This window comes from Streptomyces sp. NPDC008079 (assembly GCF_042957385.1).
GTDB lineage: Bacteria > Actinomycetota > Actinomycetes > Streptomycetales > Streptomycetaceae > Actinacidiphila.
On the sequence record NZ_JBIBIC010000003.1, the window covers coordinates 1 to 26,302 of the forward strand.

At 72.9% G+C, this 26,302-nt stretch carries 19 protein-coding genes; 13 read left to right on the forward strand and 6 right to left on the reverse strand.

All coding sequences use genetic code 11. From position 1 onward, the window contains the following. The first annotated feature begins 288 nt into the window (after positions 1 to 288). A complete protein-coding gene (locus ACFZAM_RS09455; RefSeq protein ID WP_391044304.1) occupies positions 289 to 1,227 on the forward strand; it encodes an FG-GAP-like repeat-containing protein in 939 nt (312 codons plus the stop codon). A gap of 94 nt (positions 1,228 to 1,321) precedes the next feature. On the opposite strand, the gene ACFZAM_RS09460 is transcribed toward ACFZAM_RS09455, so the two are convergent. Together ACFZAM_RS09460 and ACFZAM_RS09465 are read right to left on the reverse strand one after the other, a co-directional pair. Further along, the gene (locus ACFZAM_RS09460) at positions 1,322 to 2,425 is read right to left on the reverse strand and encodes a hypothetical protein (RefSeq protein WP_391044306.1); all 1,104 of its coding nucleotides are present in this window, start codon (positions 2,423 to 2,425) and stop codon (positions 1,322 to 1,324) included. After that, a complete protein-coding gene (locus ACFZAM_RS09465; protein ID WP_355348657.1) occupies positions 2,422 to 3,114 on the reverse strand; it encodes a hypothetical protein in 693 nt (230 codons plus the stop codon). Before ACFZAM_RS09465 ends, ACFZAM_RS09460 begins: the two co-directional genes overlap by 4 nt. Positions 3,115 to 3,510: 396 nt before the next feature. Here ACFZAM_RS09465 and ACFZAM_RS09470 point away from each other — a divergent pair, with 396 nt between their 5' ends. Then, the gene (locus ACFZAM_RS09470) at positions 3,511 to 4,101 is read left to right on the forward strand and encodes a hypothetical protein (RefSeq protein WP_355348660.1); all 591 of its coding nucleotides are present in this window, start codon (positions 3,511 to 3,513) and stop codon (positions 4,099 to 4,101) included. A 114-nt stretch (positions 4,102 to 4,215) separates the two neighbouring features. Here ACFZAM_RS09470 and ACFZAM_RS09475 read toward each other — a convergent pair whose 3' ends face one another. Further along, entirely contained in the window at positions 4,216 to 6,864 is a 2,649-nt protein-coding gene (locus tag ACFZAM_RS09475; RefSeq protein WP_391044800.1) for a lysylphosphatidylglycerol synthase domain-containing protein, read from the reverse strand. A gap of 524 nt (positions 6,865 to 7,388) precedes the next feature. Between ACFZAM_RS09475 and ACFZAM_RS09480 the strand changes: the two genes are divergently transcribed. From ACFZAM_RS09480 to nudC, 4 genes are all read left to right on the forward strand, one after another. Beyond that, entirely contained in the window at positions 7,389 to 7,760 is a 372-nt protein-coding gene (locus ACFZAM_RS09480) for an MGMT family protein (protein WP_355348662.1), read from the forward strand. A 275-nt stretch (positions 7,761 to 8,035) separates the two neighbouring features. After that, entirely contained in the window at positions 8,036 to 11,791 is a 3,756-nt protein-coding gene (locus tag ACFZAM_RS09485) for a UvrD-helicase domain-containing protein (protein ID WP_391044308.1), read from the forward strand. 202 nt (positions 11,792 to 11,993) lie between these two features. Next, complete coding sequence (locus ACFZAM_RS09490; protein WP_391044311.1) at positions 11,994 to 15,569, forward strand: UvrD-helicase domain-containing protein; 3,576 nt, start codon at positions 11,994 to 11,996, stop codon at positions 15,567 to 15,569. A gap of 84 nt (positions 15,570 to 15,653) precedes the next feature. Further along, entirely contained in the window at positions 15,654 to 16,574 is a 921-nt protein-coding gene (nudC, locus tag ACFZAM_RS09495; protein WP_391044313.1) for an NAD(+) diphosphatase, read from the forward strand. A gap of 95 nt (positions 16,575 to 16,669) precedes the next feature. On the opposite strand, the gene ACFZAM_RS09500 is transcribed toward nudC, so the two are convergent. After that, the gene (locus ACFZAM_RS09500) at positions 16,670 to 16,912 is read right to left on the reverse strand and encodes a mycoredoxin (RefSeq protein ID WP_355348671.1); all 243 of its coding nucleotides are present in this window, start codon (positions 16,910 to 16,912) and stop codon (positions 16,670 to 16,672) included. A 191-nt stretch (positions 16,913 to 17,103) separates the two neighbouring features. Between ACFZAM_RS09500 and ACFZAM_RS09505 the strand changes: the two genes are divergently transcribed. From ACFZAM_RS09505 to ACFZAM_RS09525, 5 genes are all read left to right on the forward strand, one after another. Further along, positions 17,104 to 19,311 carry a UvrD-helicase domain-containing protein gene (locus tag ACFZAM_RS09505; RefSeq protein ID WP_391044315.1) on the forward strand — a complete coding sequence of 736 codons (2,208 nt, stop codon included), beginning with the start codon at positions 17,104 to 17,106 and terminating at the stop codon, positions 19,309 to 19,311. A 133-nt stretch (positions 19,312 to 19,444) separates the two neighbouring features. Beyond that, positions 19,445 to 19,816 carry a hypothetical protein gene (locus ACFZAM_RS09510; protein ID WP_355348677.1) on the forward strand — a complete coding sequence of 124 codons (372 nt, stop codon included), beginning with the start codon at positions 19,445 to 19,447 and terminating at the stop codon, positions 19,814 to 19,816. A 155-nt stretch (positions 19,817 to 19,971) separates the two neighbouring features. Then, positions 19,972 to 20,340, forward strand: coding sequence for a WhiB family transcriptional regulator (locus ACFZAM_RS09515; RefSeq protein ID WP_391044318.1), 369 nt, complete (start codon positions 19,972 to 19,974; stop codon positions 20,338 to 20,340). Positions 20,341 to 20,465: 125 nt separating this feature from the next. Continuing rightward, positions 20,466 to 20,714 (forward strand): hypothetical protein, encoded by a 249-nt coding sequence (locus ACFZAM_RS09520; RefSeq protein WP_188283322.1) that lies wholly within the window; start codon positions 20,466 to 20,468, stop codon positions 20,712 to 20,714. 105 nt (positions 20,715 to 20,819) lie between these two features. Continuing rightward, complete coding sequence (locus ACFZAM_RS09525) at positions 20,820 to 21,005, forward strand: hypothetical protein (protein ID WP_223187396.1); 186 nt, start codon at positions 20,820 to 20,822, stop codon at positions 21,003 to 21,005. Positions 21,006 to 21,085: 80 nt separating this feature from the next. Here the strand turns inward: ACFZAM_RS09525 and ACFZAM_RS09530 are convergent, their stop codons facing one another. After that, a complete protein-coding gene (locus ACFZAM_RS09530) occupies positions 21,086 to 22,435 on the reverse strand; it encodes an AarF/ABC1/UbiB kinase family protein (protein WP_355348681.1) in 1,350 nt (449 codons plus the stop codon). A 21-nt stretch (positions 22,436 to 22,456) separates the two neighbouring features. Continuing rightward, complete coding sequence (locus tag ACFZAM_RS09535) at positions 22,457 to 23,650, reverse strand: ThiF family adenylyltransferase (protein ID WP_391044323.1); 1,194 nt, start codon at positions 23,648 to 23,650, stop codon at positions 22,457 to 22,459. Between the two features lie 277 nt (positions 23,651 to 23,927). Between ACFZAM_RS09535 and ACFZAM_RS09540 the strand changes: the two genes are divergently transcribed. Both ACFZAM_RS09540 and ACFZAM_RS09545 read left to right on the forward strand, forming a co-directional pair. Further along, on the forward strand, positions 23,928 to 24,560 hold the full coding sequence (locus tag ACFZAM_RS09540; RefSeq protein WP_355348687.1) for a M48 family metallopeptidase: 633 nt from the start codon (positions 23,928 to 23,930) through the stop codon (positions 24,558 to 24,560). Between the two features lie 101 nt (positions 24,561 to 24,661). Next, a complete protein-coding gene (locus ACFZAM_RS09545) occupies positions 24,662 to 26,302 on the forward strand; it encodes a TerD family protein (RefSeq protein WP_391044326.1) in 1,641 nt (546 codons plus the stop codon).

Consider the following 26,302-nt stretch of genomic DNA (forward strand, 5'->3'; position numbering starts at 1 on the left):
GCCGGGGGGGGGGCGTGTTGGGGGTGGTCAACACCCGCGCCCCCCATACCCCTGTGAAATAATCCTGTGTTCGGGTTCGACCGGGGGGGGGGCCCGGGGCCCCCCCCCCGGGGCCCCTCCGCCGTCCCGTCATGTCCCGTTGTTCCAGATGCCCTTGACGGTATCGAAACTGTGACGGACCCATGACCTGCCCATGAGAGAGCCGGGGGGCGAAGGAGGTAGCGTCAGGGGCTCCCGTGCGGAGTGATCCGTACGGAGCAGGGACATTTCACTGAGGGGGACCACTACGTGAAAACGCAGAAAAACCGGCGGACCGGACGGGGAATGAAGGCCAGGGCCGCCGCGGTGACGGCGGGCACGCTCGCCATGGTGCTGGGCGCCTCCGTCGCCGCCAGCGCCGAGGGCGGCTCGCCCGCGCTCACCACCGTCAAGGACGCGCAGAGCCACACCGCCGCACCCGGCGTCTCGACGTTCTCCACGAACGCCGCGCAGGACGACAAGATCTGGTCGTTCGGCATCGACGGCCGCGACTCCAGCGGCCGGATCTGGAGCTACCCGCCGAAGGCGAACGGCTTCGGCTCCCGCACCCAGACCGGCTACGGGATGGGCAGCGCCAACGCGTTCTTCAAGAACAACTCGGGCAACGACACGCACGTGAACGTCTACGCGCGGTTCGGCGGCACGCTCCGGATCTTCTCGGCGGCCTCGCCCGACGAGGGCACCGTGATCGGCACCGGCTGGAACGTCTACAACGCCTTCGTGACGCCGGGCAACGTCGGCGGCGCCGCCAACCCGGACCTGCTCGCCCGTGACAGCAGCGGCGTGCTGTGGCTCTACCTGTCCTACGCGGACGGCACGTTCGCCAAGAAGCGCAAGGTCGGCGGTGGGTGGAACACCTACAACCAGATCGCCGGCCGCGGTGACCTCACCGGTGACGGCAAGCCCGACATCGTGGCCCGCGACAGCAGCGGTGCGCTCTGGCTCTACAAGGGCACCGGCAACATCGACGCGCCGTTCGCCGCGCGGACGAAGATCGGCGGTGGGTGGAACACCTACAACAAGATCCTCAGCCTGGGCGACACCAGCGGTGACGGTCGCAACGACCTGATCGCCCGCGACACGTCGGGTGTCCTGTGGCTGTACAAGGGCACCGGCAACGCCGGCGCCCCGTTCGCGGCCCGCGTGAAGATCGGCGGCGGCTGGAACACGTACAACTACCTGTTCTAAGCCGCGCCGTCCTCCGGATCGCGCCGTTCGAACCGTGAAACGAGGCCCGCCGCCCGGAACTCCTCCGGGCGGCGGGCCTCTCACATGGTCCGGTTCAGCGGTTGACGGTCTGGATCTCCTGGACCGTGACCGGGTGGTCCTGGGTGATCACACCGTTCGGCAGCGGCGGGTTGTCGGCCGCGCCGTCCGAACCGCGCCAGGAGACCTTCCAGGTGGCCGTCACGTTCAGGTCGTACGCGCCGGTGCTCTGCGTGGAGCGCCGATACGTCACACCGCACGGCGGGTTGCCGGTGGCGCCCTCGGTGTACGGGGCGCCGACCTGGCCGCCCTTGCCGATGGGGCACTCGGCGGAGGACGGGTACACGGTGGCGTCCGACGTCCCCGGATCGATGTGGACGCTGGTCGGCGTGGCCGTCGTCTCGGCCCACATGGCCTGCGCGCCGGGGATGTTGAGTTCGGCCCTGACGGTGACCGGCGCGTAGTTCTCGTTCAGCGTCACCCAGGTGGGCAGATTGACGGTCTGGGTGCCCACCGGATTCGTCCGGATGTCCACGCCCGGCACCTTGGTGTGCGCGAAGGCGAGCCTGGCCAGCATCTCCGTGGTGATCACATTCGGCGTACCGGCGGGCGGGCGCTGGCCGTTGGGGACCCAGAAGGGCAGCGTGCCGTTGCAGTCGAAGCGGTCGGGGCTGTCGGAGTTGGGATTCGTCACCGGACCCCAGAATGCGCCCTTGCCCTGCTGGTCGAGGTTGAAGTTCTTGTACGCCTTCTCGCCGTTGCCGCTCCAGGTCCTGCCCTCCGAGTAGTGCTTCTTGTACTCGTCCATGGCCTGCATGGCGTAATTGGCCTGGCCCGGATACTCGTTGGTCTCCTTGACCTGCTTCTCGACCATCTTCTTGAATTCGGCGGGGCCGGCGACGGGGCCGATCCAGCACGGCGGCGGCGTCCACGTCACATTGTCGGCGGCGCCGAGCGAATGGCCTCCCGAGCCCTTCGTGCTGGTGTCCGTGGGATAGGTGACCTGGACGCCCGCGCTCAGATTGCCCTTGTCGTCACCCGAGCCGCTGGTCTTGCCGCCGGGCACGTCGGCGAAGGCCGGGGCGGCGACGGTGGCCGTGGCGGCCGTCACGAGGATCGCGGTGGCCGCGCCAAGAGCCGCACGGCGCAGGCCCGTTGCCGGGCCCGATGTGGTGGTCACTCCTTGCATTGCGTTGCCTTCGCTTTCGCATCGACGGACACGGCTTGCCACAGGTCGGCCCCCGCGGGGAACTTGGCCATGACGATCGTGAAGTACACGTAACTGCTGTCGGTGACCGCGGTGCCGAGGAGCTTGCCCGACCTGACGTCCTTGCCGTAGACCTTGCCCTGGAAGTCGCAGAAGCCGACCGTGGCGGCGGTCTTCGCCGAGGTCACCTTCACCGTGGGCCGGTAGAAGCGGTCGGTGCCGGTCTCGGTCCAGCCGCCGTCCACCGCCTGCCCGATCTGCGTACGGGCATACGCGGCGGCGCTGCCGCCCGGCTGCGCGTACCGCGCCACCAGCGGCTCGTTGACATTCCGCTTCACGATGCCGTGGGCGATGCTGCGCATGAAGTTGGCGGCGTTGCCCAACGCGGCGGCCTCGGCGTGACCGGTCGGCGCGGGCCAGTCGAAGACCAGCTTCAGATCGCCCGGCAGCGCCAGGTTCGGATCCTGCGTCACCGGCGGCGCGGTCGGCTCGGCGGACGCCGACGCCGTGGGAGAGGCGGCCGTCGCGGTGGGGGAGGCGGTGTTCGCCGAATCCCCGTCGATCGTGTCGGAGCCGCCACCTCCACCGCCGCCGCAGGCGGACAGCGCCAGGACGGCGGTCGCCGTCAACGCGGCGGCCGTGGCGCCGCAGTGGACTCGCATGGTCAACGCTCCCGATCGGTGCTCACCGGGCACCGACGGGCACCGGCCGAACAACACATCGAACGCCGAACACCCCTTGGCCCCGTATCCAAGTGGAATCCAACGTACCCAAGGCGGCGGCCCGTGTTGAGAGGGGAAGTGTGCTGGTTCGGTCACGTGCGGGTCACCGCGACGGCACAGCCGCCGATTCCACCCGGATGCCGCGCAACCCGGCAAGGACACAACCCCTCCTAACGGATAGTCGGCGACCTATTGGATACAAGTGGTGGGTCCCGAACAAACGCCGTAAAAGCAGCGAATGGGCTCGAACGCGTCGAACACCGCGGAGAACACGACGACTTCGCGTGGCGCGGAGCACCCGAGCCCTCGAAGAACCTTCGAAAGGCAAGGCACGTCATGCAGCAGAGCCGCACCACCGGTACCCGCACCCGTACCGTCCGCCGTATCGCCCTCACCACGGCCGCGGTGGCGCTCGCGGTCGCCGTACCCGCCGCCGCGGCGCAGGCGCAGTCCCAGCCGCGGACCGCGTCCCGCACGACCGGGCAGTCCCACACGACTGGGCACGGGCACGCGGTCGCGCACCAGGCGCCCACGGCGCACAAGGCCCACAAGGGCGCCAAGGCCGAGCCGGTGATCGGCTCCGGCAGCCCGCAGTCCACGACGGGACGCGTCGCCGACTTCTACGGGTCCTACATCGACGCCGTCTGGGACACCGACAGCGGCCACCTCGGCGCCGACCTGCGGTCGCACTTCCTGACCAAGGGCCTCCAGAAGAAGCTCGCCGCGTGGGAGAAGAAGAACCACGCGGACGGCGTGCTGCGCGCCCAGGACGTACCGACGGCGTGGCGCGTGACGTACGCGGGCAGCGGCGCGGGACACGCCTTCACCAATGTGCGCCTGACGTTCGGCGGGAAGGGCCACGAGACGTACCAGACGCTCAAGGTGCGGTCGGACCTGGCGACGAAGAAGATCTCCGACATCAAGTAGCGCGCGGGGCCCGCTGATTCGGTCCTTCGGACCGGTCGGCGGGGTCGGCCGGCCGGTTCCCGGCGTCGTACGGCGCCGGGGTCCGGCCGGCCGCGGAGTACGTCAACCCGCCCGCTACAGCTCGCCCTTGCGGGTGAGGTGGTGGAAGGAGACCCAGCCCGGCAGCACCGGCAGCCAGAAGGTCAGCAGCCGGAAGAAGAGCACGGCCGGAGTGGCGACCTCCTTCGGCAGCCCGGCGGCGATCAGACCACCGGTGAGGGCGAGTTCGACGGCCCCGACGCCACCGGGGGTGGGCGCGGCGGACCCCAGCGCGTTGCCCGCGAGGAAGACGACGGCGATGGCCGCGTAACTGAGGTGGCCGCCGAAGGCCCGTACGCAGCCGTCCAGGCAGATCACGAAGGTGACCGTCAGCATCAGCGTGCCGCCGATGCCGGTGATCAGCTTCGCGGGCCGCTGGAGCACGTCCAGCATGCGCGGCACGACCCCGGCGAACAGCGCGCGTACCCGCGTCGAGACGAACTTCCGCAGCGCGGGCACCGCCGTGACGACCAGCACCAGCACGCCCGCGGTCAGCAGCCCGGCCATGACCGTACGGGACGGCGACAGCGACGGCGTCTTCTCCGTACCGGTGATGAAGCCGAACGCCATCAGCAGCACCACGTGCGAGCCGAGGCCGACGAGCTGGGAGGCGCCGACGCTCGCCACCGCCAGGCCGGGCCGTACGCCCGCCTTCTGCAAGTAACGGGTGTTGAGCGCGACACCGCCGACCGCGGCCGGGGCGACCAGCTTCACGAACGACCCGGCGACCTGCGCGAGCACCGTCTTCACCAGCGACAGCCGCTCCGGTACGAACCCGGAGAGCGCGCACGCGGCGGCGACGTAACTGGCCGCGGAGCCGAGGACCGCGATCACCGCCCACCGCCAGTCGGCGTTGGCGATGGCGTCGCCGATCGGCACGGAACTGAGCTGGGAGAGCAGGAAATACGCGGCGAAGGCGCCCGCGATCACCGTGATCAGCGTGCGCGGCTTGATGCGTTCGAGACGGACCGGCTCGACCGGCGCCTGCGGACGGATCAGCAGCACCTGCTGGCGGATGAGGGAGAGCAGGTCGTCCTCGCGGGCCTCCTCCAGCGCGTCCTCTATGGCCCGCTTCTCCGCCTTGCTCTCGGCCTTGCGCTCGGCCTTCCGGCCCGCCTTGAGCTTGCCCGCCTTGAGGTCTCCGGCCTTGAGGTCCCCGGCTCTGAGATCCCCGGTTCTGAGATCCCCGGTCTTGAGGTCCCCGGCTCTGAGGTCCCCTGGCGGCACCGCCGCCGTCGCGCCGCCGTGCGCCACCTCCGCGCCGTGCGCGCGCTCCGCGGCCCGTGCCTCCTTCTCCGCCGCCGACGCCGCGAGCACCGCGTCCCGCTCGCGCTGCGCGCGGGCCCGCCCGAGCACCTTCAGCCGCGCCCGGGTCTCCCGGCTCAGCGCGATCGGCTGGAGCAGCGGCAGCGAGTTGGCGACCCGGTCGGGACCGAGCACCGCGAGCCCCGAGGCCACCGCGCGCTCGGGCCCCACCCGCAGCGCGAGCGTCGTCAGCATCTGCGCGATGTCCATCCGCAGCACGATGTCCCCGGCCGCGATCTCACCGCCGCGCAGCTCGGTCAGCACGACCTTGCCGGAACGATCCACCAGCAGCGACTCACCGACCAGCCGCCGGTGCGCGATCCGCCGCGACTGGAGCGCCCGCACCTGCGTCCACGCCTCGCGCAGCAGGTCGTCGGTGATCTCGTCGTCCGCGAGCGAGTCGAACCGCCGGCCGCCGATGTGCTCGTAGACCAGCATCACCGCGTCGGGGCCCAGCTCGGAGGTGGCGATCAGCTTCGGCGCGTTGGCCCCGGCGGCGATGGCCGCGTACGCCAGCAGCGCCTCCTGCTCCAGCGCCTGCCGCAGCGACAGCAGACTGCGCCGCTGCGTGATCCCGCCGACCAGGGCGAGCCGCCGCCACAGCCGGTAGAAGAAACCGTGCGCCTGCTGCTCCCGGTCGACCACCGTGACGTCCAGCGGCGGGCCGTCCTCCAGCGTCACCAGATACGCCCGGCCGCGGTCGGAGTCCGCGGTCTCCGGGCCGTCCAGCTCGACCCGGCGCGCGGTCTGCGGCGCGAAGCCGACCCGGCGCAGGCCCGCGAGCAGGTGCTGCCCGGTCGGCCGGACGTTCGGCGAGCCGACCGCGTAGACCGTGCCGTAGGCGACCGTCCAGCCGATCAGCACGGTCACGGCGATCGAGAACGGTGTCGTGTAGCCGCCGACCAGCACCGCGAAGGCGTCCAGCAGCAGCACGAACCACAGCGCGACCCGCCAGCGCGGTCTGCGCGCCATCCCGACCGCCGTCACATAGGCGATGACGGGCGCGAGATAGCCGTGCACGGGGTCGGTGAGGCCGGTGCCGCCGGGCGCGCTGTGGGTCAGCGCCTCCTGGATCGGATTCGGCGCGGAACTGGTCACCCACAAGTCGGTGGCGAGCGCGGCGCCGTGCGCGAGGACGGCCGCCAGGACGCCGTCGGCGATCCGCAGCCCGTCCCGCTTGACCAGCCGCTCGATCGCGAAGGCGACCGGCACGATCAGTACGGCGATGCTCGCGGTCAGGCCCGCGAAGGACGACAGGGCGTCGGGCGCGTGGTCCGCGCCCTTGGAGATGTCCGTCTCCAGGCCGGTGGTCGTCGCGTGCGCGAAGCCCGCGATGGCCAGCACGACCGCGATGCCCAGCAGCCCGAACAGGAAGCGCATCAGGTCGGCGGGGCGGTGCACGCGGGCGGCGAGCAGCGGTTCGTCGACCAGGACGGTGCCGGGTCCCGGCCCGGGGGTCAGGGTGGGAGCGGGGCCGGGGGCGGTGCCGGACGCGGTGTCCGGGGTCTTCTCGGGCGTGGCGCCGGACGCGGTGCCGGACGCGGTGCCGGACGCGGTGTCGGGTGTGGCCTCGGGCGTCGTGTCGTCTGCGGTGGCCCGGTCGGCGTCCGGGCCGGTGTCCGTCGCGGGTTCGGCCACGGCGTCACGCGTGGTGTCGGGCACGGGCAGGTCGGACAGGCGCGCCCTGTGGGCCCCGTTCGCGGCTGGCGCGGCGGGGTGCGCGGGCAGCGCGTCGGGGGCGCGGTCGGCCGGTCCGGCCTGCTCCGCGCCCGGCTGCTGCTCCCCAGCCGTCTCTTCTTCTTGATCTCGTATCACCAGTCACCGCCCGGACGATGGTGGCATGAGAGGTCTGCGAATGGGACCGGAACCCCCCGTTGTCGGTGGTCTGGGGCAGGATTGTTCGGATGAGCGAGGAGTACGACCCCGGTGCCCCCACGGAGTACGCGGAGCGGGTGCTGGACACCGTAGAACTGATCCCGCCCGGCCGCGTGATGACATACGGCGATGTCGCGGAATACCTGGGCGAAGGCGGTCCGCGACAGGTCGGCCGGGTCATGGCGCTGTACGGCGGCGGCGTGACCTGGTGGCGTGTCGTGCGCTCCGACGGGACGCTGCTGCCCGGCCACGAGCTGAGCGCGCTGGACGCGTACCGCGCCGAGGGCACCCCGCTGCGTGAGCGCGGCCCGGCCGCCGAGGGGCACATACCGCGCGTCGACATGCGCAGGGCCCGCTGGGACGGGGGCGCCGCCGACCTCGCGGGGGGCGGCAGCGGCTGACGGCCGGGGACTCATGTCCTCCAGCTTCCGTCATCGGCGCCGCCGCGATGGCATCGGCCGTCCGTACGGAGTACATCCCGCGCGTGGCGTAGCGTCGACAGCTCCCGTCCGGGAACGCGATCCCGGCGGCGTACGTGACCCGGTACGCGGTCCCGTACGCGTCCCCGTACGACCGCCAGAGCCCATGACCGACCCCATGACCGACTACGTGACCGATCCCGCACCCGAATCCGTACGCGCATCTGATCCTGGCCCCGACAGAACCGGCGAACCACGTGACATCCTCCTCGGTCTCCTCCGCCTCCTCCGCCACCTCGGCAGTGCCGCACCAGGCGCACCGGGGTGCGGGCGGCGGCGGGTACCGGTTGGTGCGGACGCCGCCGGTGGCCGCGACGCCTCCTGTGCTGGACGCGGCACAGCGCGCGGTGGTTGAGCACGGGCAGGGGCCGCTGCTGGTGCTTGCGGGGCCCGGCACCGGCAAGACGACCACGCTCGTCGAGGCGGTCACGGCGCGGGTGCGGGCCGGGACGGATCCCGACCGGATTCTCGTGCTCACCTTCAGCCGCAAGGCCGCCGTCGAGCTGCGCGACCGGCTGGCGGCGCGGGCGGCGGCGGAACCCGACGGTCCGGGCGGCGCGACCGGCGGAGTGGTGGCACCGCACGCCACCACCTTCCACTCCTTCTGCTACGCCCTGGTCCGCGAGCACCAGGCGCCCGAGCTGTTCGCCGACCCGATCAGGCTGCTGTCGGGCCCCGAGCAGGACCTGCTGGTCCGCGAGCTGCTGGCCGGAGAGGCCATGCTCGAACGCGACGGGCGCGGCAAATTCCGCTGGCCGGACGACCTGCGGGCCGCGCGCACCACGCGCGGATTCGCCGACGAGGTGCGCGCGGTGGTCGCGCGCAGCCGCGAACTGGGGCTCGGCCCGCGCGCCCTCGCGGACTTCGCCCGCCGCATCGGGCGGCCCGACTGGACCGCGGCGGCGGCCTTCCTGGACGAATACCTGGAGGTCAGCGACCTTCAGGGGGTCATCGACTACACCGAACTCGTCCACCGGGCCGCGCTGCTCGCCGAACGCCCCGAGACGCACCGGGAGCTGGCCGGGCGGTACGACGCCGTCTTCGTCGACGAGTACCAGGACACCGACCCGGCGCAGGTACGGCTCCTCCAGGCGCTGGCGGGGCAGGGCCGCACGCTGGTCGCCTTCGGCGACCCCGACCAGTCGATCTACGCCTTCCGCGGCGCCGACATCAACGGCATCCTCGACTTCCCCACCGACTTCCCGCCCCGCGACGCCAAGGCCGCCGCCGTCCGCGTCCTCACCGTCTCCCGCCGCGCCGGGGCCGAACTCCTGGACGCCACCCGGCGGCTCACCACCCGCATGCCGCTGCCCAAGCTGCCCGCCGCGGCCGTACGGCAGCACCGCGCGCTGCACGCCGTACGGTCCGACGGCGCGGTCGCCGTCCGCACGTATCCGACCTCCGGCGCGGAACTCGACGGTATCGCCGACACCCTGCGCCGCGCGCATCTCGAAGACGGCATCCCCTGGCACGACATGGCCGTCCTCCTGCGCTCCGCCTCGCCCCTCCCGGCCCTGCGCCGCGCCCTCACCACCTCCGGCGTCCCCGTCCACCTCGACGCCCCCGACATCCCCCTCCACGCCGAGCCCGCCGTCGCCCCCCTCCTCCTCGCCCTCCGCCTCGCAGCCGAGTCGGCTGCCCCTGAGCCCCCCACCCTGCCCGGCGCCCCGGGAACGCCCGACGGGGGCGTGGACTCCGTTCGGCCTGGCGGCTTGGGAGCGTCCGGCGGGGACGCGGACGCCGCTCTGCCGGGTGGGCTGGGAGCGCCCGGCGGGGACGTGGACTCCGTTCGGCCTGGCGGCTTGGGAACGCCCGGCGAGGACGCGGACGCCGCTCGGCCGGGTGGGCTGGGAGCGTCCGGCGAGGACGCGGACGGGCGGTCTGCCGACCCCGCTCTGCCCGGTGGGCCGGGAGGGCCCGGCGCGTACTCGGAGTCGACGGCCGGCCCCGCCGAGCCCGGCCGATCGTCGGCCCCCCTTTCCGGGCCTGCGCCGTTCGGCGGCCCGCAGGGGCGGGTTGAGGTCGCTGCTTCGTCGGCGGCACCCGACGGGTCTTCGCGGGGCGACGGGCGGGGGGTGGGGCGGGTGGTTGTTGGGGTGGAGGACGCCGTCGCGCTGCTGACGTCGCCGTTGGGGGGGATGGACGCCGCGGATCTGCGGCGGTTGGGGCGGGCGTTGCGGGAGGAGGAGCGGGCCGCGGGCCACGCGGTACCGCGGGGGTCGGACGAGCTGATCGCGGAGGCGGTGGGGGAGCCGGAGCGGCTGGTGGCGCACGACCCGGCGTATGCGCGGGGGGCGCTGCGGGTGGGCGGGCTGCTGAGGGCCGCGCGGGACACGCTGGCAGGCGGTGGCACGGCGGAAGAGGCGCTGTGGGGCCTGTGGGACGGCTCGCCCTGGCCGGGGAGGCTGGAGCGGGCGGCGTTGCGGGGCGGGGCGGGCGGACGCCACGCCGACCGTGACCTGGACGCGGTGTGCGCGCTGTTCGAGACGGCGGCGCGGGCCGAGGAGCGTACCGGCGGCCGGGGCGCGCTGAACCTCATCGAGGAGCTGTCGGCGCACGACATCGTCGCCGACACGCTCGGCGGCCCGGCCGTACGCCCCGACGCCGTACGCCTGATGACCGCGCACCGGTCGAAGGGCCTGGAGTGGCGGCTCGTCGTGGTGGCCGGGGTGCAGGACGGCGTCTGGCCCGACCTGCGGCGGCGCGGCTCGCTGCTGGAGGCGGACCGGATCGGCACCGACGGCCTCGCGCCGCCGCTCAGCCAGGGCGCGCTCCTCGCGGAGGAACGGCGGCTGTTCTACGTGGCGGCCACCCGCGCCCGCGAGCGCCTGCTGGTCACGGCCGTGAAGTCGGCCAACGACGACGGCGACCAGCCCTCCCGCTTCCTGGCCGAGCTGGGCGTGCCCCCGCAGGACGTCACCCACCGATCGCGCCGCCCGCTGGCCGTCGCGGCGCTCGTCGCCGAGCTGCGGGCCACCACCGTCGACCCCGCCGCGTCCCCGGCCCTGCGCGACGCCGCCGCGCGCCGGCTGGCCAAGCTCGCGGCGCTCAACGACGACGGGTACGCGCTCGTGCCCGCCGCGCACCCCGACCGCTGGTGGGGCCTGTACGAGCCGACCCGCTCGACGGTCCCGCTGCGCGACCGCGACCAGCCCGTCGTCCTGTCCGGCAGCGCGCTCGACCAGCTCGCCAACACCTGCGCGCTCCAGTGGTTCCTCGGCCGCGAGGTCAAGGCGGAACCGCCGTCCACCGCCGCCCAGGGCTTCGGCAACGTCGTCCACGTCCTGGCCGACGAGGTCGCCTCCGGACGCGCCCCCGCCGACCTCGACGTCCTGATGGAACGGCTGGACTCGGTCTGGGACGCCCTCGCCTTCGACGCGCCGTGGAAGTCCCGGCAGGAGAAGGAGAACGCCCGCGCGGCCCTGGAGCGCTTCCTGCGCTGGCACGTCATGGAGCGCGGCCGTACCCCCGTCGCCACCGAGCACGGCTTCGACGTCACCTTGGAGGCGGGCGACGCCCGGGTACGGATCCGCGGCAGCATGGACCGCGTCGAGACCGACGCCGAGGGCAACGCGTACGTCGTCGACTTCAAGACCGGCCGCTCCAAGCCCACCGCGGCCGAGGTCACCCACCACCCGCAGCTCGCCGTCTACCAGCTCGCCGTGCGCGAAGGCGCCGTCGACCCGCTCTTCAACGACACCCGCCCGCCGTCCGGCGGCGCCGAACTCGTCCAGCTCAGGCTCGGCGCGACGCGCAAGGAGGGCGGCGAGACCGTACCGGCCGTGCAGCGCCAGGAACCGCTGGCGGGGGAGTGGGCGCAGGAGCTGCTGGCCGAGGCCGCGGGCCGCGTCCTGGACGAGCGCTTCACCCCGTCCACCGGCCAGCACTGCGCCAACTGCGCCTTCCGGGCGGCCTGTACGGCGCGACCGGAGGGACGCCAGGTGGTGGAGTGAACGACGGCCGTGCCCCGGTGTGAGCGACGGCCGTGCCCCAGAGTCAGCGAAGGCCGCCCCCGGTACGAGTGACGGCCGCGCCCCGGTGGGAGCGACGGCCGCCGTACGGGCCGCCCAGCGTGCGGACGGCGGTGTCGTACGGATCGCGGAATGAAGGGTTCCGCCGCCACGGCTGTCGGCGGAGCCGGATAGCCTCACCCGAGTGGCAACCCCCCTCACCGACCCCGAGCAGCTCAAGGAGCTGCTGGGCATCCCGTTCACCCCGGAGCAGATGGCGTGCGTCACCGCACCCCTCGCGCCGGGCGTGATCGTGGCCGGGGCCGGGTCGGGGAAGACGACGGTGATGGCCGCGCGGGTGGTGTGGCTGACCGGCACCGGACAGGTGGCGCCCGAGCAGGTGCTGGGCCTGACCTTCACCAACAAGGCGGCGGGCGAGCTGTCCGAGCGGGTCCGCAGAGCCCTCGCGCGGGCCGGGATCACCGACCCCGACCCGGACCCGGCGGCGGAGGGCGACCCCGAACACCCGCCGGGCGACCCGCAGATCGCCACGTACCACTCCTTCGCCGGGCAGCTCCTGAAGGACCACGGGATGCGGATCGGCCTGGAGCCCGGCGCGCGGCTGCTCGCCGACGCCACCCGCTACCAGCTCGCCGCGAAGGTGCTGCGCCGCGCGCCGGGACCGTATCCGGCGCTCACCAAGGGCCTGCCCGCACTCGTCGGCGACCTGCTGGCGCTGGAAGGCGAACTGGCCGAGCACCTGGTGCCGGTCGAGCGGCTGACGGCGTACGACACGCGCCTGGCCGAGGAACTGGCCGACATCGACCCGGCCACGCGCGGCTACGCCTGGGCGCGCGAGGTGAAACAGGCGGTACGCGCCCGGCTCGACCTCGCCGGGCTCGCCGCCGACTACCGGGCCGAGAAGCGCTCCCGCGACCTGCTGGACTTCGGCGACCAGATCGCGCTGTCCGCGACGCTCGCGCAGGACAGGGCCGAGGTCGGCGCGATCCTGCGCGACCAGTACCGGGTGGTGCTGCTCGACGAGTACCAGGACACCTCCGTCGCCCAGCGGCTGCTGCTCGCCGGGCTGTTCGGCGGCGGCACCGGGCACGCCGTCACCGCAGTCGGCGACCCCTGCCAGGCCATCTACGGCTGGCGCGGCGCCTCCGTGGCCAACCTCGACGACTTCCCCCGGCACTTCGCCCACGCCGACGGCCGCCCCGCCGACCGCTACTCGCTCAGCGAGAACCGCCGCTCCGGCGGGCGCCTGCTCGACCTCGCCAACACCCTCGCCGTCGAACTGCGCGCCCGCCACGAAGGCGTCGAGGCCCTGCGGCCCGCCCCCGGCGCCGAACGCGACGGGCTGGTGCGCTGCGCCCTGCTGCCCACCCAGGACGACGAGACGGCCTGGCTCGCCGACTCCATCGCCCACCTGGTGCGCACCGGCACCCCCGCGGGCGAGATCGCCGTCCTGTGCCGTACGGCCGCGCACTTCGCCGACTTCCACGCCGCGCTCGTCGCCCGCGACATCCCCGTCGAGGTCGTCGGCCTGTCGGGGCTGCTGCACCTGCCCGAGGTCGCCGACCTCGTCGCCGTCTGCGAAGTCCTGCACGACCCCACCGCGAACGCCGCCCTCGTCCGCCTCCTCACCGGCCCCCGCTGGCGGATCGGCCCCCGCGACCTGGCCCTCCTCGGCCGCCGCGCCCGGCAGCTCGTGCGGTACGGGGCCGCGGGGGACGGGCGCGATCCGCTGGCGGCGGCCGTCGAGGGCGTCGACCCGGCGGAGGTGATCTCGCTGGCGGACGCGCTGGAGACATTCCTCGCATCGGCGTCCCCGGGGTCCGACGGGAGCGACGGCCCGGACGACGACCTGCCGTTCTCGCCCGAGGCACGGGTCCGCTTCGCCCGGATCGCCGCGGAGATAAGGGATCTGCGGCGCGCGCTCGCCGACCCGCTGATGGACGTGCTCCACCGGGTCCTGGCCGTCACCGGCCTCGAAGTCGAGCTGTCCGCGTCCCCGCACGCGCTCGCCGCCCGCCGCCGCGAGACCCTGCACGCCTTCCTCGACATCGCCGCGGGCTTCGCCGCCCTCGACGGCGAGGCCACGCTGCTGGCCTTCCTCGGCTTCCTGCACACCGCCATCCAGTACGAGAAGGGCCTCGACAGCTCGCTGCCCGGCGGCGAGAACACCGTCAAGGTGCTCACCGCCCACAAGTCCAAGGGCCTGGAGTGGGACGTCGTGGCCGTGCCGGGCCTGGTCGCCAAGGGCTTCCCGAGCGAACGCGGACGCGAGCTGTGGCCCGCCAACGCGAAAGTGCTGCCGCACGGGCTGCGCGGCGACGCGGCCACCCTCCCGGACGTGGCCGAATGGAGCCGCGCCGGGCTCGACGGCTTCCGCGCGGCCATGAAGGAACACCAGCGCGTGGAGGAGCTGCGCCTCGGCTACGTCACCTTCACCCGCCCGCGCTCCCTGCTGCTGGGCTCCGGCCACCGCTGGGGCCCCACCCAGAAGAAGCCGTTCGAGCCGTCCGCCTTCCTCGACGCCCTGCGCACCCACTGCGAGGCGGGCCACGGCGAGATCGAGCACTGGGCGGAGCCCCCGGCCGAGGACGAGCAGAATCCGGCCCTCGCCGCCCCCGTCGAGCCCCCCTGGCCGCTGCCCCTCGACCCGACCGCCCTGGAACGGCGGCGCCGGGCGGCGAAGACCGTCCTCACCTACCTGGAGTCCGGCGCGGGCCCCGACCCCGGCGCGGATTCCCCGGCGCCGCTGCCGTACGAGCCGTCGTACGAGCCGGACGATCAGCCGGACGAGGAGCCGGACGACCAGCCGGACGACGAGCCGCCGTACGACGACGTGGGTGACATGGACGACGTGGGTGACATGGACGACGTGGGTGACTTGGACGACGTGGGTGACTTGGACGACATCGCGGACTGGGACGCGCTCCCCACCCAGCGCCCGCCGGTACGGGAGCCGGACGGCGTACGCGAGGACGTACCGGCGCGGGGCCCCGGGGCGCAGGACGCACCCGTACGTGAACCGGCACGAGACGGTGAACCCGCACGGGACGGTGAACCCGGTCTCGTAGCGGAAGAGGCGCGGCTGGTGGCGTCCTGGGACCGGGACCTCGACGCGCTCGCCGACGAGCTGCGGCGGGCGCGGGCGGGCGTACGGGACGTGCCGCTGCCCGCCGCGCTCACCGCGACGCAGCTGCTGCGGCTGGCCGCCGACCCCGACGGTCTCGCCCGCGACCTGGCCCGGCCCATGCCGCGCCCCCCGGCGCCCGCCGCCCGGCGCGGCACCCGCTTCCACGCGTGGGTCGAGTCGCGGTTCGACGCCCGCCCGCTCTTCGGGCCCGAAGACCTCCCCGGCATCGAGGGCGACGACGACATCGCCGACGAACGCGACCTCGCCGCGCTCAAGGACGCCTTCCTGCGCGGCCCGTACGCCGACCGCACCCCGTACCGGGTCGAATTCCCCTTCCACCTGGTCCTGGCGGGCCGCGTGATCCGCGGCCGGATGGACGCGGTGTACCGGGACGGCGACCGCTACGAGATCCTCGACTGGAAGACCGGCCGCGCCACCGACGCCGACCCCCTCCAGCTCGCCGTCTACCGCCTGGCCTGGTCGGAGCACCAGGGCGTCCCGCTCGACCGCGTCACCGCCGCCTTCCTCCACATCCGCACGGCGACGGTCATCCGGCCGCCGGACCTGCCGGACCGTGAGGGTCTTGAGCGGCTGCTGGGCCCGACCGCGGGAAAGCGGGGCCCGACCGCGTAAATCGGGACCACCCCCGCCAAGCTAGGCTGCACGTATGTGCACGACCACCGGGAGTTGAAAGCAGCCTTGACCGGATTCGACGCTATGTCGCAACCGCTCGCCCTCACCCACGAGGGCGTCGACCGAGCCGCGCACCACCGCCTGGACGAGGCGTGGCTGGCCGCTGCCTGGAGCCACCCGACAACCCGCGTCTTCGTCGTCTCCGGCGGCCAGGTGCTGGTCGAGGACGGGCCCGACGGGCGTACGGCCCTGGTGATGACCCCCGCCTTCGACGCCCCGGAAACCGAGACGCACCGCTACTTCCTGGGCACGGCCCCGGACGGCGTGCGCTACTTCGCGCTCCAGAAGGACACCCTTCCCGGCCGGATGGACGAGGAGGCGCGTCCCGCGGGGCTGCGCGAGGTCGGCGGGCTGCTGTCGCCGCTGGAAGCCGGACTCATGGTGCACGCGGTGGCGCTGGAGAACTGGCAGCGGATGCACCGCTTCTGCTCCCGCTGCGGCGAGCGCACCGTCATCGCCGCCGCGGGCCACATCCGCCGCTGCCCCGCCTGCGGCGCCGAGCACTACCCGCGTACGGACCCGGCCGTGATCATGCTGGTCACCGACGAGGAGGACCGGGCCCTGCTCGGCCGCCAGGTCCACTGGCCCGAAGGCCGCTTCTCGACCCTCGCGGGCTTCGTGGAGCCCGGTGAGTCCATCGAGCAGTCCGTACGCCGCGAGGTCTTCGAGGAGGCGGGCGTCGTCGTCGGCGACGTCGAGTACGTCGCCAGCCAGCCCTGGCCCTTCCCCTCCAGCCTCATGCTGGGCTTCAACGCCCACGCCACCTCGTCGAAGATCACCGTCGACGGCGAGGAGATCCACGAGGCCCGCTGGTTCTCCCGCGAGGACCTGCGCGCCGCCTTCGAGTCCGGCGAAGTGCTGCCGCCCTTCGGCATCTCCATCGCCGCCCGGCTCATCGAGCTCTGGTACGGCAAGCCCCTGCCCCGCCCCGGCACCAACGCCTGAGCCTGCTGCTGCGCCAACGCCTGAGCCCCCAGCGGCAGCAACGCCTGAGCCCGCCGCGCCTCACGGCGACGACGGGCTCGTACGTACGGTGCGGGTCAGGCGCCGATCTTCTGCTTCACCTGCGCCAGCGACGGGTTGGTGAGGGTGGAGCCGTCGGGGAACAGCACGGTCGGCACCGTCTGGTTGCCGCCGTTCGCCTTCTCCACGAACTTCGCCGACTCCGCGTCCTCCTCGATGTTCACCTCGGTGTACGCGATGCCCTCGCGGTCCATCTGGCTCTTCAGCCGACGGCAGTAGCCACACCAGGTGGTGCTGTACATGGTCACGGTGCCCGACATCGCTTCTCGCTCCTCGTCGCCTGCGTTGGTGAAGGGGGTTCTGCGCCAGTAGAACACCATGGCGGGAGTGGGCATTCCGGGGGGCGGCCGGTCGGCCGCGAGGGGGTTACGGGGCGGGGTGCGCGGCGGGTTTCGCGGGCGGCTGTGGATAACTTCGCCGGGGTGTCGGTCGGACCTGGCAGAGTGGCGGGGTGACTGCGACAACCCACGAATCGCTCTTTCCCGCGCAACCCGACTCCGCGGACGCGGTGCTCGCCGGACTCGACCCCGAGCAGCGCGCCGTCGCGACGGCGCTGCACGGGCCGGTGTGCGTGCTGGCGGGGGCCGGTACGGGCAAGACCCGGGCGATCACGCACCGGATCGCGTACGGGGTGCGGGCCGGAATCCTGCAACCCGCGAGCGTGCTCGCGGTGACCTTCACCGCGCGGGCGGCGGGGGAGATGCGGGGGCGGCTGCGGCAGCTCGGCGCGGGCGGTGTGCAGGCACGGACGTTCCACTCCGCGGCGCTGCGGCAGCTCCAGTACTTCTGGCCGCGGGCGATCGGCGGGGAGATCCCGCGGCTGGTGGAGCGCAAGGTGCAACTGGTGGCGGAGGCGGGAGCCCGCTGCCGGATCAGGCTGGACCGCAACGAACTGCGCGATGTCACCGGCGAGATCGAGTGGTGCAAGGTCACGCAGACGGTGCCGGAGGAGTACGCGGCCGCGGCGGCCAAGACCGGCCGTGACGTGCCGCGCGACCCGGCCGAGGTGGCGAAGATCTACACCACGTACGAACAGCTCAAGCGGGACCGCGGGGTGATCGACTTCGAGGACGTGCTGCTGCTGACCGTCGGGGTGCTCCAGGACCGGCCGGACGTGGCGGACACCGTGCGGTCGCAGTACCAGCACTTCGTGGTGGACGAGTACCAGGACGTCAGCCCGCTCCAGCAGCGGCTGCTGGAGCTGTGGCTCGGCGGCCGGGACGACCTGTGCGTGGTCGGCGACGCCTCGCAGACCATCTACTCCTTCACCGGCGCCACCCCGGACTTCCTGCTCGGCTTCCGCTCCCGGCACCCCGACGCGACCGTGGTCAAGCTGGTCCGCGACTACCGCTCCACCCCCCAGGTCGTCGGCCTCGCCAACGGCCTGCTCGGCAAGGCCCGCGGCCAGGCCGCCGCCCACCGGCTGGAACTCATCTCGCAGCGCGAGGCCGGACCCGAGCCGGTGTACTCCGAGTACGCGGACGAACCCGCGGAGGCCGAGGGCGCCGCGCGCCGGATCAAGGAGCTGATCGCCTCCGGCGTACGCCCCAGCGAGATCGCCGTCCTCTACCGGATCAACGCCCAGTCCGAGGTCTACGAGCAGGCGCTGGCCGACGCCGGGGTGCCGTACCAGCTCCGCGGCGCGGAACGCTTCTTCGAACGGCCGGAGGTGCGCGAGGCCGGGCTGCTGCTGCGCGGCGCCGCCCGCGCGTCCACCGACCCGGAAGAGGCCGACAACACCGTGCCGCAGCAGGTGCGCGCGGTGCTCAGCTCCCGCGGCTGGGCCTCAGAGCCGCCGGCCGGCTCCGGGGCGGTACGGGACCGCTGGGAGTCGCTGGCCGCGCTGGTCCGGCTGTCGGAGGACTTCGCGGCGGCCCGGCGGGACGCCACCCTCTCGGACTTCGTCGCGGAGCTGGACGAGCGGGCCAACGCGCAGCACGCCCCGACCGTCGAGGGCGTCACGCTCGGCTCGCTGCACGCCGCCAAGGGCCTGGAGTGGGACGCGGTCTTCCTGGTCGGCCTCACCGAGGGCACGCTGCCGATCACCTACGCCAAGACCGACGAGCAGGTCGAGGAGGAGCGGCGGCTGCTGTACGTCGGGGTGACCAGGGCCCGGCTGCACCTGTCGCTGTCCTGGGCGCTGTCCCGCTCACCCGGCGGGCGCGGCGGGCGCAGGCCCTCGCGCTTCCTGGACGGGCTGCGCCCCGGCTCCGCGCCGCGCGGCGCACGCGGCGCGGGCGCGGGCGGCAGCGGCGGCGCGGAGCGCGGCTCAGGCGGTCGCAAGCGGCGCGGCCCGGTGCTGTGCCGGGTCTGCGGCCGGACGCTGTCCGAGGCGGGCGAGATCAAACTGATGCGCTGCGAGGACTGCCCCTCGGATCTCGACGAGGCGCTGTACGAACGGCTGCGCGAGTGGCGGATGGAACAGGCCAAGGCGCTCGGCCAGCCCGCGTACTGCGTCTTCACCGACAAGACGTTGCTGGCCATCGCCGAGGTCAGGCCGGGCGGCGAGGCGGAGTTGTCGCAGATCGCGGGGGTCGGCGCGCGGAAACTCGACAAGTTCGGCGCGGACGTTCTGGCGCTGTGCGCGGGGGAGGAACCGGGCGGAAACGAGGCCGCCGAAGGATCTTCCGAAGAAACTGAAGAAGAGGCGGAAAAATAGTTTGCGCATCCCGAGGAAGTCCCCATAGCCTTCGGGAGCACGGTCGAGAGCGGCTCTTCCAAGAGCGGGTCTGATCGTGATGTACTAGCAGTCCGTTCCATCCGCACTACGACGCCGAGAGGAGGCGAGCCCAATGATCAGCATCATGACCACCGTGAAAATGACCGATCGTTCGGTCGTCGCCACCTGCCCCCTCGGCGTTTCGCCGCGTGCCACCCGTCTGTCCTCCGCCCTGCTCCCGGTTCTGCCGATCCGTGAGCGGAACGAGCGACCGATGCAGGCGCCCGCGGCAGCGGTAGCGGCGAAGGTTCTGGCGCATGCCTCTGCCTTCGCGGCGGCGGCCAACGGCGCCGGCGCTGGTACCGCCAAGGCTGCGATTGAGGCCAAGGGCGCTATCGACGGCTTCGCCAGCGGCGGCTTCGCCAATGGCAATGGACAGCAGAAGACGCAGCAGTACGGCAAGTGGGCCTTCCGCGGGCTCGAACCCTGGAGTGATCCAGCCTGATAACGCATCAGGTCGGCGCCTCAGGGCCGCGGAATCCCAGACCGGGATCCGCGGCCCTTCTGTTTTCTCTCCAGACAGAAAGCCTGTTCCGCAGGACAGGCAGAAACAGAAAACCGGCCCACCGGCCGGACCGACAGACGAGGAACGAACCAACCGTGCCTACCGCCCAGCACGCCCCGTCCGGACCCCAGCCCGACCTGAACCGCTCGCCCGCAGAAGCACACCACGACCCGGAGACTCCCTTGCTGCCCCTCACCGAGCTCGACGACGAGATCGAGCGACTCGGCGTGCCCGTCCCGTGCCGCACCTACGACCCGGAGGTCTTCTTCGCCGAGTCGCCGGCGGACGTCGAGTACGCGAAGTCCCTGTGCCAGACCTGTCCCGTCCGTGAGGCCTGCCTCGCCGGGGCCAAGGACCGCCGCGAGCCCTGGGGTGTCTGGGGCGGCGAGCTGTTCATCCAGGGTGTAGTCGTGCCCCGCAAGCGGCCCCGTGGCCGTCCGCGCAAGGACGCGGTCGCGGTATGACCGCCAGGAGGACCCGGCCGACCCGGAACGTCAGGAAGGCCCGCACCACCCGAAGCGCCACCACGGCGCATCTGCCCGGAACGATTGACCGCCCACTCACGCTCGACCCGAAGAATCAGGCCCCGATGAACCCCACACTCACCGAGATCCCCGCAGCCCGTACTTCCGACGCCCCCGCGTCGTACCAGAACAGGAACCTCGAAATGCAACTCATGCCAGAAGCACTGGCGCGTGCCCATATGCAACAGCGCCTGTACGAGGCCGAACACGAACGAAGGTCCGTGCGGCTGCTCGCCGCCCGCCGACTCCAGCGCCGTGCCGAACGCGCCTCGCTCCGTGCCCGCCGGGCACTGGCGATGGCCGTCATGCAGTAACCAGTCAGGCAGTTACCAACATTTGACGCGGGGCCGGTCCGAAAGGACCGGCCCCGCGGTGCGTTACGGCGACAAACGCGGCGCATGCGGAGGTATCGTCAACCAGTGGATCAGAAGAACTCTCAGACCACGACCACGACCACGTGCGCCCGCTGCGGCGAGACCCACGATGGCCTGCCGCTGACGTGGACCTGCTCCGTCGAGAACGGACACCGCGTGTACTTCTGCGTCACGTGCGCGCGCCAGCACCTCCGCAGCATCGAGAGCCGCCTCGACTCCGCGTGGTGGTAGCGCGGCTCCCAGCCGCCCGGCCGCCCCAGCACCCAGCCTTCAGCGCCAGCCGTCCGCCGCCGCCCGGCGTCCGTGCCCGCTCAGGCCGACTCCGCCGTGCCCTCGGGGTCGAAGCCGGGGAGCCACGCGTTGAGCTCGTCGCGGAGCCGGACCGTCGCGCCGAGCTGGCACAGCACCCCGACGGTGCTGAGGGTGACGCGGTGGATCAGCAGATAGGAGGGCGGCAGATTGAGCTGCTTGCCGAGCTGGTGCGCGGGTGAGCGCGGGTCGGCGATCCGGGCCGCCTGGGCGCGCATCCACGCCCGGTCGAAGGTGAACTCCTCGCGCCCGGCCGGCTCGATGATCGGCCGCAGATAGTCCAGCACGGCCTCGGCGTCCAGCTTGATCGTCGGCTTCACGAAACCCTCCTGGCGGAGCATCGCGTAGACCTCGTCGGCGTCGCTCTCCAGGGCCAGCCGCAGGGCGGTGCCGATCGGCAGCGGCAGCCCCTCCGGCAGCCGGTCGACGGTGCCGAAGTCCAGCACGCCCAGCCGCCAGCCCTCGGCGGGCCCGTCGTCGACCAGCAGCCGGAAATTCCCCGGATGCGGATCGGCGTGCAGCAGCCCGGTGCGGGCGGGCCCGGCGAACAGGAAGTGCGCCAGGAGCTGCCCCGCGCGGTCCCGCATCTCCTGACTGCCCCCGGAGATCACCTCCGACATCGGCACGCCGTCCATCCACTCGGTGACCAGCACCTCGTCGGCCTGGTGCACCACATCCGGCACGTGGACGTCCGGGTCCTCGGCGAACTCCTCCGCGTGCGCGTGCTGCGCCCTGGCCTCCAGGGCGTAGTCCAGCTCCTCCTCGACCCGCTCGCGCAACTCCACCAGCAGCGGCTTCACGTCCACCCCCGGCACCAGCGGCCCGAACAGCCGTGCCACCCGGCCCAGTTGCGTCAAGTCGGACAGCAGCGCGTCGCCCGCCCCCGGATACTGGACCTTCACCGCCACCTTGCGCCCGTCGCTCCACACCGCCCGGTGCACCTGGCCGATCGACGCGGCGGCGGCCGGGGTGTCCTCGAACTCGCTGAACAGTGAGCGCCAGTCCTTGCCCAGCCGCTCCGCCAGCACCTTGTGCACGGTGCGGGCGGGCATCGGCGGGGCGGCCTCCTGGAGCTTGGTGAGCGCCGCCCGGTAGGGCCCGGCGATGTCCTCCGGCAGCGCCGACTCGAAGACCGACAGGGCCTGGCCGAACTTCATGGCCCCGCCCTTCAGCTCGCCGAGCACCTTGAAGAGCTGTTCCGCGGTCCGCTCCTGCAACTCGGTCGCGACCTCGTCGGCCGGTCTGCCCCCCAGCCGCTTTCCCAGTCCGAGCGTGGCCCGTCCGGCGAACCCGAGAGGGAGCGCCGCCAGCTTCGCGGTACGGGTCACAGCCTTGCGCGGAAGATCAGACATGCGCCCCTCATTTCCCGTCGGTCACATGGCCATTGTGCCCCCCGCCACCGGCGCCCCGTCCCAGCGAGCACCGGTTGTCGTCGGCTCCGCCGCTTTGCCCCCGTCTGCGCCGCCCCAGGTGTCCCGGCCGTCCCGCGCCCCGCGGGCGGTCCCGGCACCGCACCCGCAGCGGCTGTCACCGGGCAGCGCCCTGACCTTGGTGGTGAGCCGGGACAGCGACATCTCCACCCGGCCGCCTACCCCCGGCGCCACCCGTCCATCCAGGTGCGCCAGCACGTGTCCGGCCGCCAGCCCGGCCACCGAGGTGGCCAGCGCGATGTCGCAGGCGGGCACCGCGGGCTGCCGCCCCGACCTGAGCTGGGCCAGCATCCGGGGCCAGGCCGGGTCCTCGTCGGCCAGCCGCAGCCCCAGGCACTCCCCGCACGCCGTCCGACCCGGCAGCACCAGCGGACCGACCACGCCCGTCCCCTCGACCACACCCGTGTAGAGATGCGGCACCCCGGAGGCGACCAGCCGCCGGGACTCGCCCGGATCCGGTGCCCAGGCGTCCAGCCCGTCCCTCGGCGCGATCACCACCACCGTGGCGCCGGGTCTGCCGCGCTCGCCCGGCGTCGTACGCGGGCCCGGCGCCGCCCGCCGTACCGCGCCACGGGCCGCCGCGTCCCGCCGGTCCCCGATGTGGTCGGCCGGGATGCCGCAGGGGCCGGTGTCCCACGGCTCGACGCGCCCGCTGTCCAGCACGTCCACCGAGCCCACCCCGGCCGCCGACAGCACCGAGGCCACGGCGGCGCCGACCCGCCCGGCCCCGTGCACCCGCACCCGTGCCGCCCTGCGGTGCCGTATCCGGCCCGCCGCCCCGCCGGGACCCGGGTGGACCACCGAGAGTGCTGCCAGATCGGGTCTGAGCCGGTCCAGGGCCGCCGTCCGGTGCCGTACCGCCTCCGCCAGCGCGCTGTGCGCCGCCGCGTCGTCCAGCACGCCGCCCTCGGCGAGCAGCCCGAGCAGCCGTCTGACCTGCGCGGGCCCGAGGCCCAGCGCACCCGCGTCACGGGTCAGCGTGTCGGCGCCGCGCGTGCCGTCGAGCAGGTCGAGAAAACCGGCCGCCGCGCCGTCGACCGGCTCCAGCACCACCGCGTGCGCCGGGTCCACCCCGAACTGCACGCTCTCCCTGTCCCGCCAACTGCGGCGCAGCGCGCTCTTGAGCATGGGACGCATGACCGTCACCCCCGTCCATCCGTTCACTCGATCCACCGGGAGGTCCACCGGGACGTCCGCAAGGACGTCCGCAAGAAGGTCCACCGGGAGAGCCGCCCACCGGCCAGCCCGTCCCGTCCATCCGGCCCGCCCGGCGAAATTCCCCATTCCGACTTCCCTCGTCACTCTCCGTAAGCGACAGAACTCAGCATGCCATTTCCCGGCGAAACTCCCGGAGAGTTATCCACAGGTTGTGGGGGATAGTCGTTCAATATGCGTATGAAGCGAGGTGATTCCCATGCGAACCGGCCGGGAGACGGGACTTCCCGGACACGCAGCGGGTAACGTCGAAGGCGTGTCCGCCGATCCAGCGCGTAGCCTCTCCAGCCAGCCCGCAAGCGGCCTACGGACCAATGCGGTGGAAGTGCGCCGCAGTGCCCGCAGGCGCCGAACGGTTTCGGCATATCGCGACGGCGACCGAACTGTCGTGCTGATTCCGGCCCGAATGTCGGCGGCCGAGGAGCAGCGCTGGGTGACCACGATGCTGGAGAAGCTGGCGGCGCAGGAGAGCCGCCGGATGCCCGGCGACGACGAGCTGGCCGCCCGCGCGGAACGGCTGTCCGAGCAGTATCTGCTCGGCCGGGCCGTGCCCGACACGGTCCGCTGGGTCACCAACCAGAATTCCCGCTGGGGCTCGTGCACGCCCTCCGAGGGCAGCATCCGCCTGTCGCACCGCCTCCAGGGGATGCCCGAGTACGTCATCGACTACGTGCTGCTGCACGAGCTGGCGCACCTGCTCGTGCCGGGACACGGCCCGAGCTTCTGGCGACTGCTGGAGAGCTATCCGCGCACCGAGCGCGCCCGCGGCTTCCTGGAGGGCGTCGTGGCGGCCGACCGGCTGCCGCATCCGCCCGGTTCCCGCGAGGAATAGCCGCTGTCGGCACGACCGGTTAGCCTGTCGCCACGTCGGCGCGGCAGCACAAGCGCCGCATCGCGAGCGCAGCAATGAGGGGATGGGGGACGGTCGTATCCATGGCCAGGGAATTCCAGCGTGGCCACAAGGCCAAGATCAGTGATCTGACGGCGGGGACGGATCTGTATGTCGGTGTACAGATCTCCGGCCCCGGCCTGACCTTCGACATCAGTTGTTTCGGGCTCGACGACAAGGAACAACTGTCGGACGACCGTTACTTCATCTTCTTCAACCAGCCCAAGTCGCCCGAGGAGTCGATCCAGCTCCTCGGCGCCCAGTCCGGCGACACCGAGTCCTTCCGTGTCACTCTCGACCGCATACCGGCGAACGTGCACAAGCTGGCGTTCACCGCGACGATCGACGGCAACGGGCAGATGTCGCAGGTCGCCCCCGGTTATCTGCGGCTCGTCGCGGGCGGTGAGGAAGTCGCGCGGTACGCCTTCACCGGCGCGGAATTCACCACCGAACGCGCCGTGATGGTCGCGGACATCTATCTCAAGGACGTGTGGCGTTTCGCCGCCGTCGGCCAGGGCTTCGACGGCGGGCTCGACGCGCTGCTGCGGAATTTCGGCGGCGAGGTCGCCGAGGACGAGCCCGCCGCGCCCGAGCAGGCCGCGGCCCCCGGTTTCGCGCCGCCCGGCGCCGTACCCGGCTTCGCACCTCCGCCCGGCCCCGCGGCGGCCCCCGCTCCGGCCTTCGGAACACCCGCGCCGGCCGCCCCCGTACCGCCCCCGGCTCCCGCGCCCGCCTTCGGCGCGCCTCCCGGCCCGCCCGCCGCGCCCGCGCCGCAGGGCTTCGCGCCGCCGCCCGGCAACCCCGGCCTCCACCAGGCGCCCACCATGGTCGCGCCCCTGACCGCGCCGCCCGGCCAGGCCCCGCCGGGACAGCCGCCCTTCGGCCAGGTCCCGCCGCCCGGCGCGCCCCCCGCCGCCCCCGGATTCGGCGGTCAGCCGCCCTTCGGCCAGGTGCCGGGCCAGCCGGGTCCCCCCGGCCCGCCCGGCGGCGGCTACGCGGCCCCCGCCGTCCCCGCGCAGAACGCGGGCCTCGCCGCCGCCATGCAGAAGTACCGCGAGACGCCCACCGGCCAGCGCTGGACGCAGCAGAATCCGAAGATGATGCGCGCCGACCTCGGCCAGGGCGGCGGCCAGCCGGTCCTCGCCCGGCAGGGCAGCATGGTGCTCTACCAGGGCAAAGTCGATTTCGGCTACAAGGGTGCCGGTTTCACCGGCCGCATCGTCGGCAACGCCACGGGCCAGGAGATGCAGCTCATGCGCTGCACCGGGGGCGGCCAGGTCTTCTTCGCGGAGAACGCCGCCTATCTGCACCCCATCGAGCTCCAGGGCGACGCCATCTGCGTCTCGGCGGAGAATGTGCTGGCCTTCGACGAATCCCTCCAGCACGAGGTGCGCAGGATCGAGGGCCACGGCATCCCCGGCGGCGCCCTGTTCACCATGCAGTTCCAGGGCACCGGCACGGTCATCGTGAAGACGCACGGCACCCCCGTGGTGCTGCCCGTCACCCCGACCACCTACGCGGACAGCAACGCGATCGTCGCCTGGTCGGCCGCCTCACAGGTGATCGTCTCCAGCCAGGTGAGGCTGCGCAGGACCGCGTATCCCGGCCACAGCGGCGAGACCGTGAACCTCCAGTTCCGCGGCGCCCCCGGTAATTTCATCGTCGTCCAGCCCTACGAGGTGTGA

Excerpts from the sequence above, each read along its gene's own strand:
- ACFZAM_RS09465 (WP_355348657.1), bottom strand. The coding sequence starts at position 3,114 with ATGCGAGTCCACTGCGGCGCCACGGCCGCCGCGTTGACGGCGACCGCC.
- ACFZAM_RS09470 (WP_355348660.1), top strand. The coding sequence starts at position 3,511 with ATGCAGCAGAGCCGCACCACCGGTACCCGCACCCGTACCGTCCGCCGT.
- ACFZAM_RS09475 (WP_391044800.1), bottom strand. The coding sequence starts at position 6,864 with ATGCGCTTCCTGTTCGGGCTGCTGGGCATCGCGGTCGTGCTGGCCATC.
- ACFZAM_RS09480 (WP_355348662.1), top strand. The coding sequence starts at position 7,389 with ATGAGCGAGGAGTACGACCCCGGTGCCCCCACGGAGTACGCGGAGCGG.
- nudC (WP_391044313.1), top strand. The coding sequence starts at position 15,654 with ATGTCGCAACCGCTCGCCCTCACCCACGAGGGCGTCGACCGAGCCGCG.
- ACFZAM_RS09500 (WP_355348671.1), bottom strand. The coding sequence starts at position 16,912 with ATGTCGGGCACCGTGACCATGTACAGCACCACCTGGTGTGGCTACTGC.
- ACFZAM_RS09510 (WP_355348677.1), top strand. The coding sequence starts at position 19,445 with ATGATCAGCATCATGACCACCGTGAAAATGACCGATCGTTCGGTCGTC.
- ACFZAM_RS09520 (WP_188283322.1), top strand. The coding sequence starts at position 20,466 with ATGAACCCCACACTCACCGAGATCCCCGCAGCCCGTACTTCCGACGCC.
- ACFZAM_RS09530 (WP_355348681.1), bottom strand. The coding sequence starts at position 22,435 with ATGTCTGATCTTCCGCGCAAGGCTGTGACCCGTACCGCGAAGCTGGCG.
- ACFZAM_RS09535 (WP_391044323.1), bottom strand. The coding sequence starts at position 23,650 with ATGCGTCCCATGCTCAAGAGCGCGCTGCGCCGCAGTTGGCGGGACAGG.
- ACFZAM_RS09540 (WP_355348687.1), top strand. The coding sequence starts at position 23,928 with ATGCGAACCGGCCGGGAGACGGGACTTCCCGGACACGCAGCGGGTAAC.
- ACFZAM_RS09545 (WP_391044326.1), top strand. The coding sequence starts at position 24,662 with ATGGCCAGGGAATTCCAGCGTGGCCACAAGGCCAAGATCAGTGATCTG.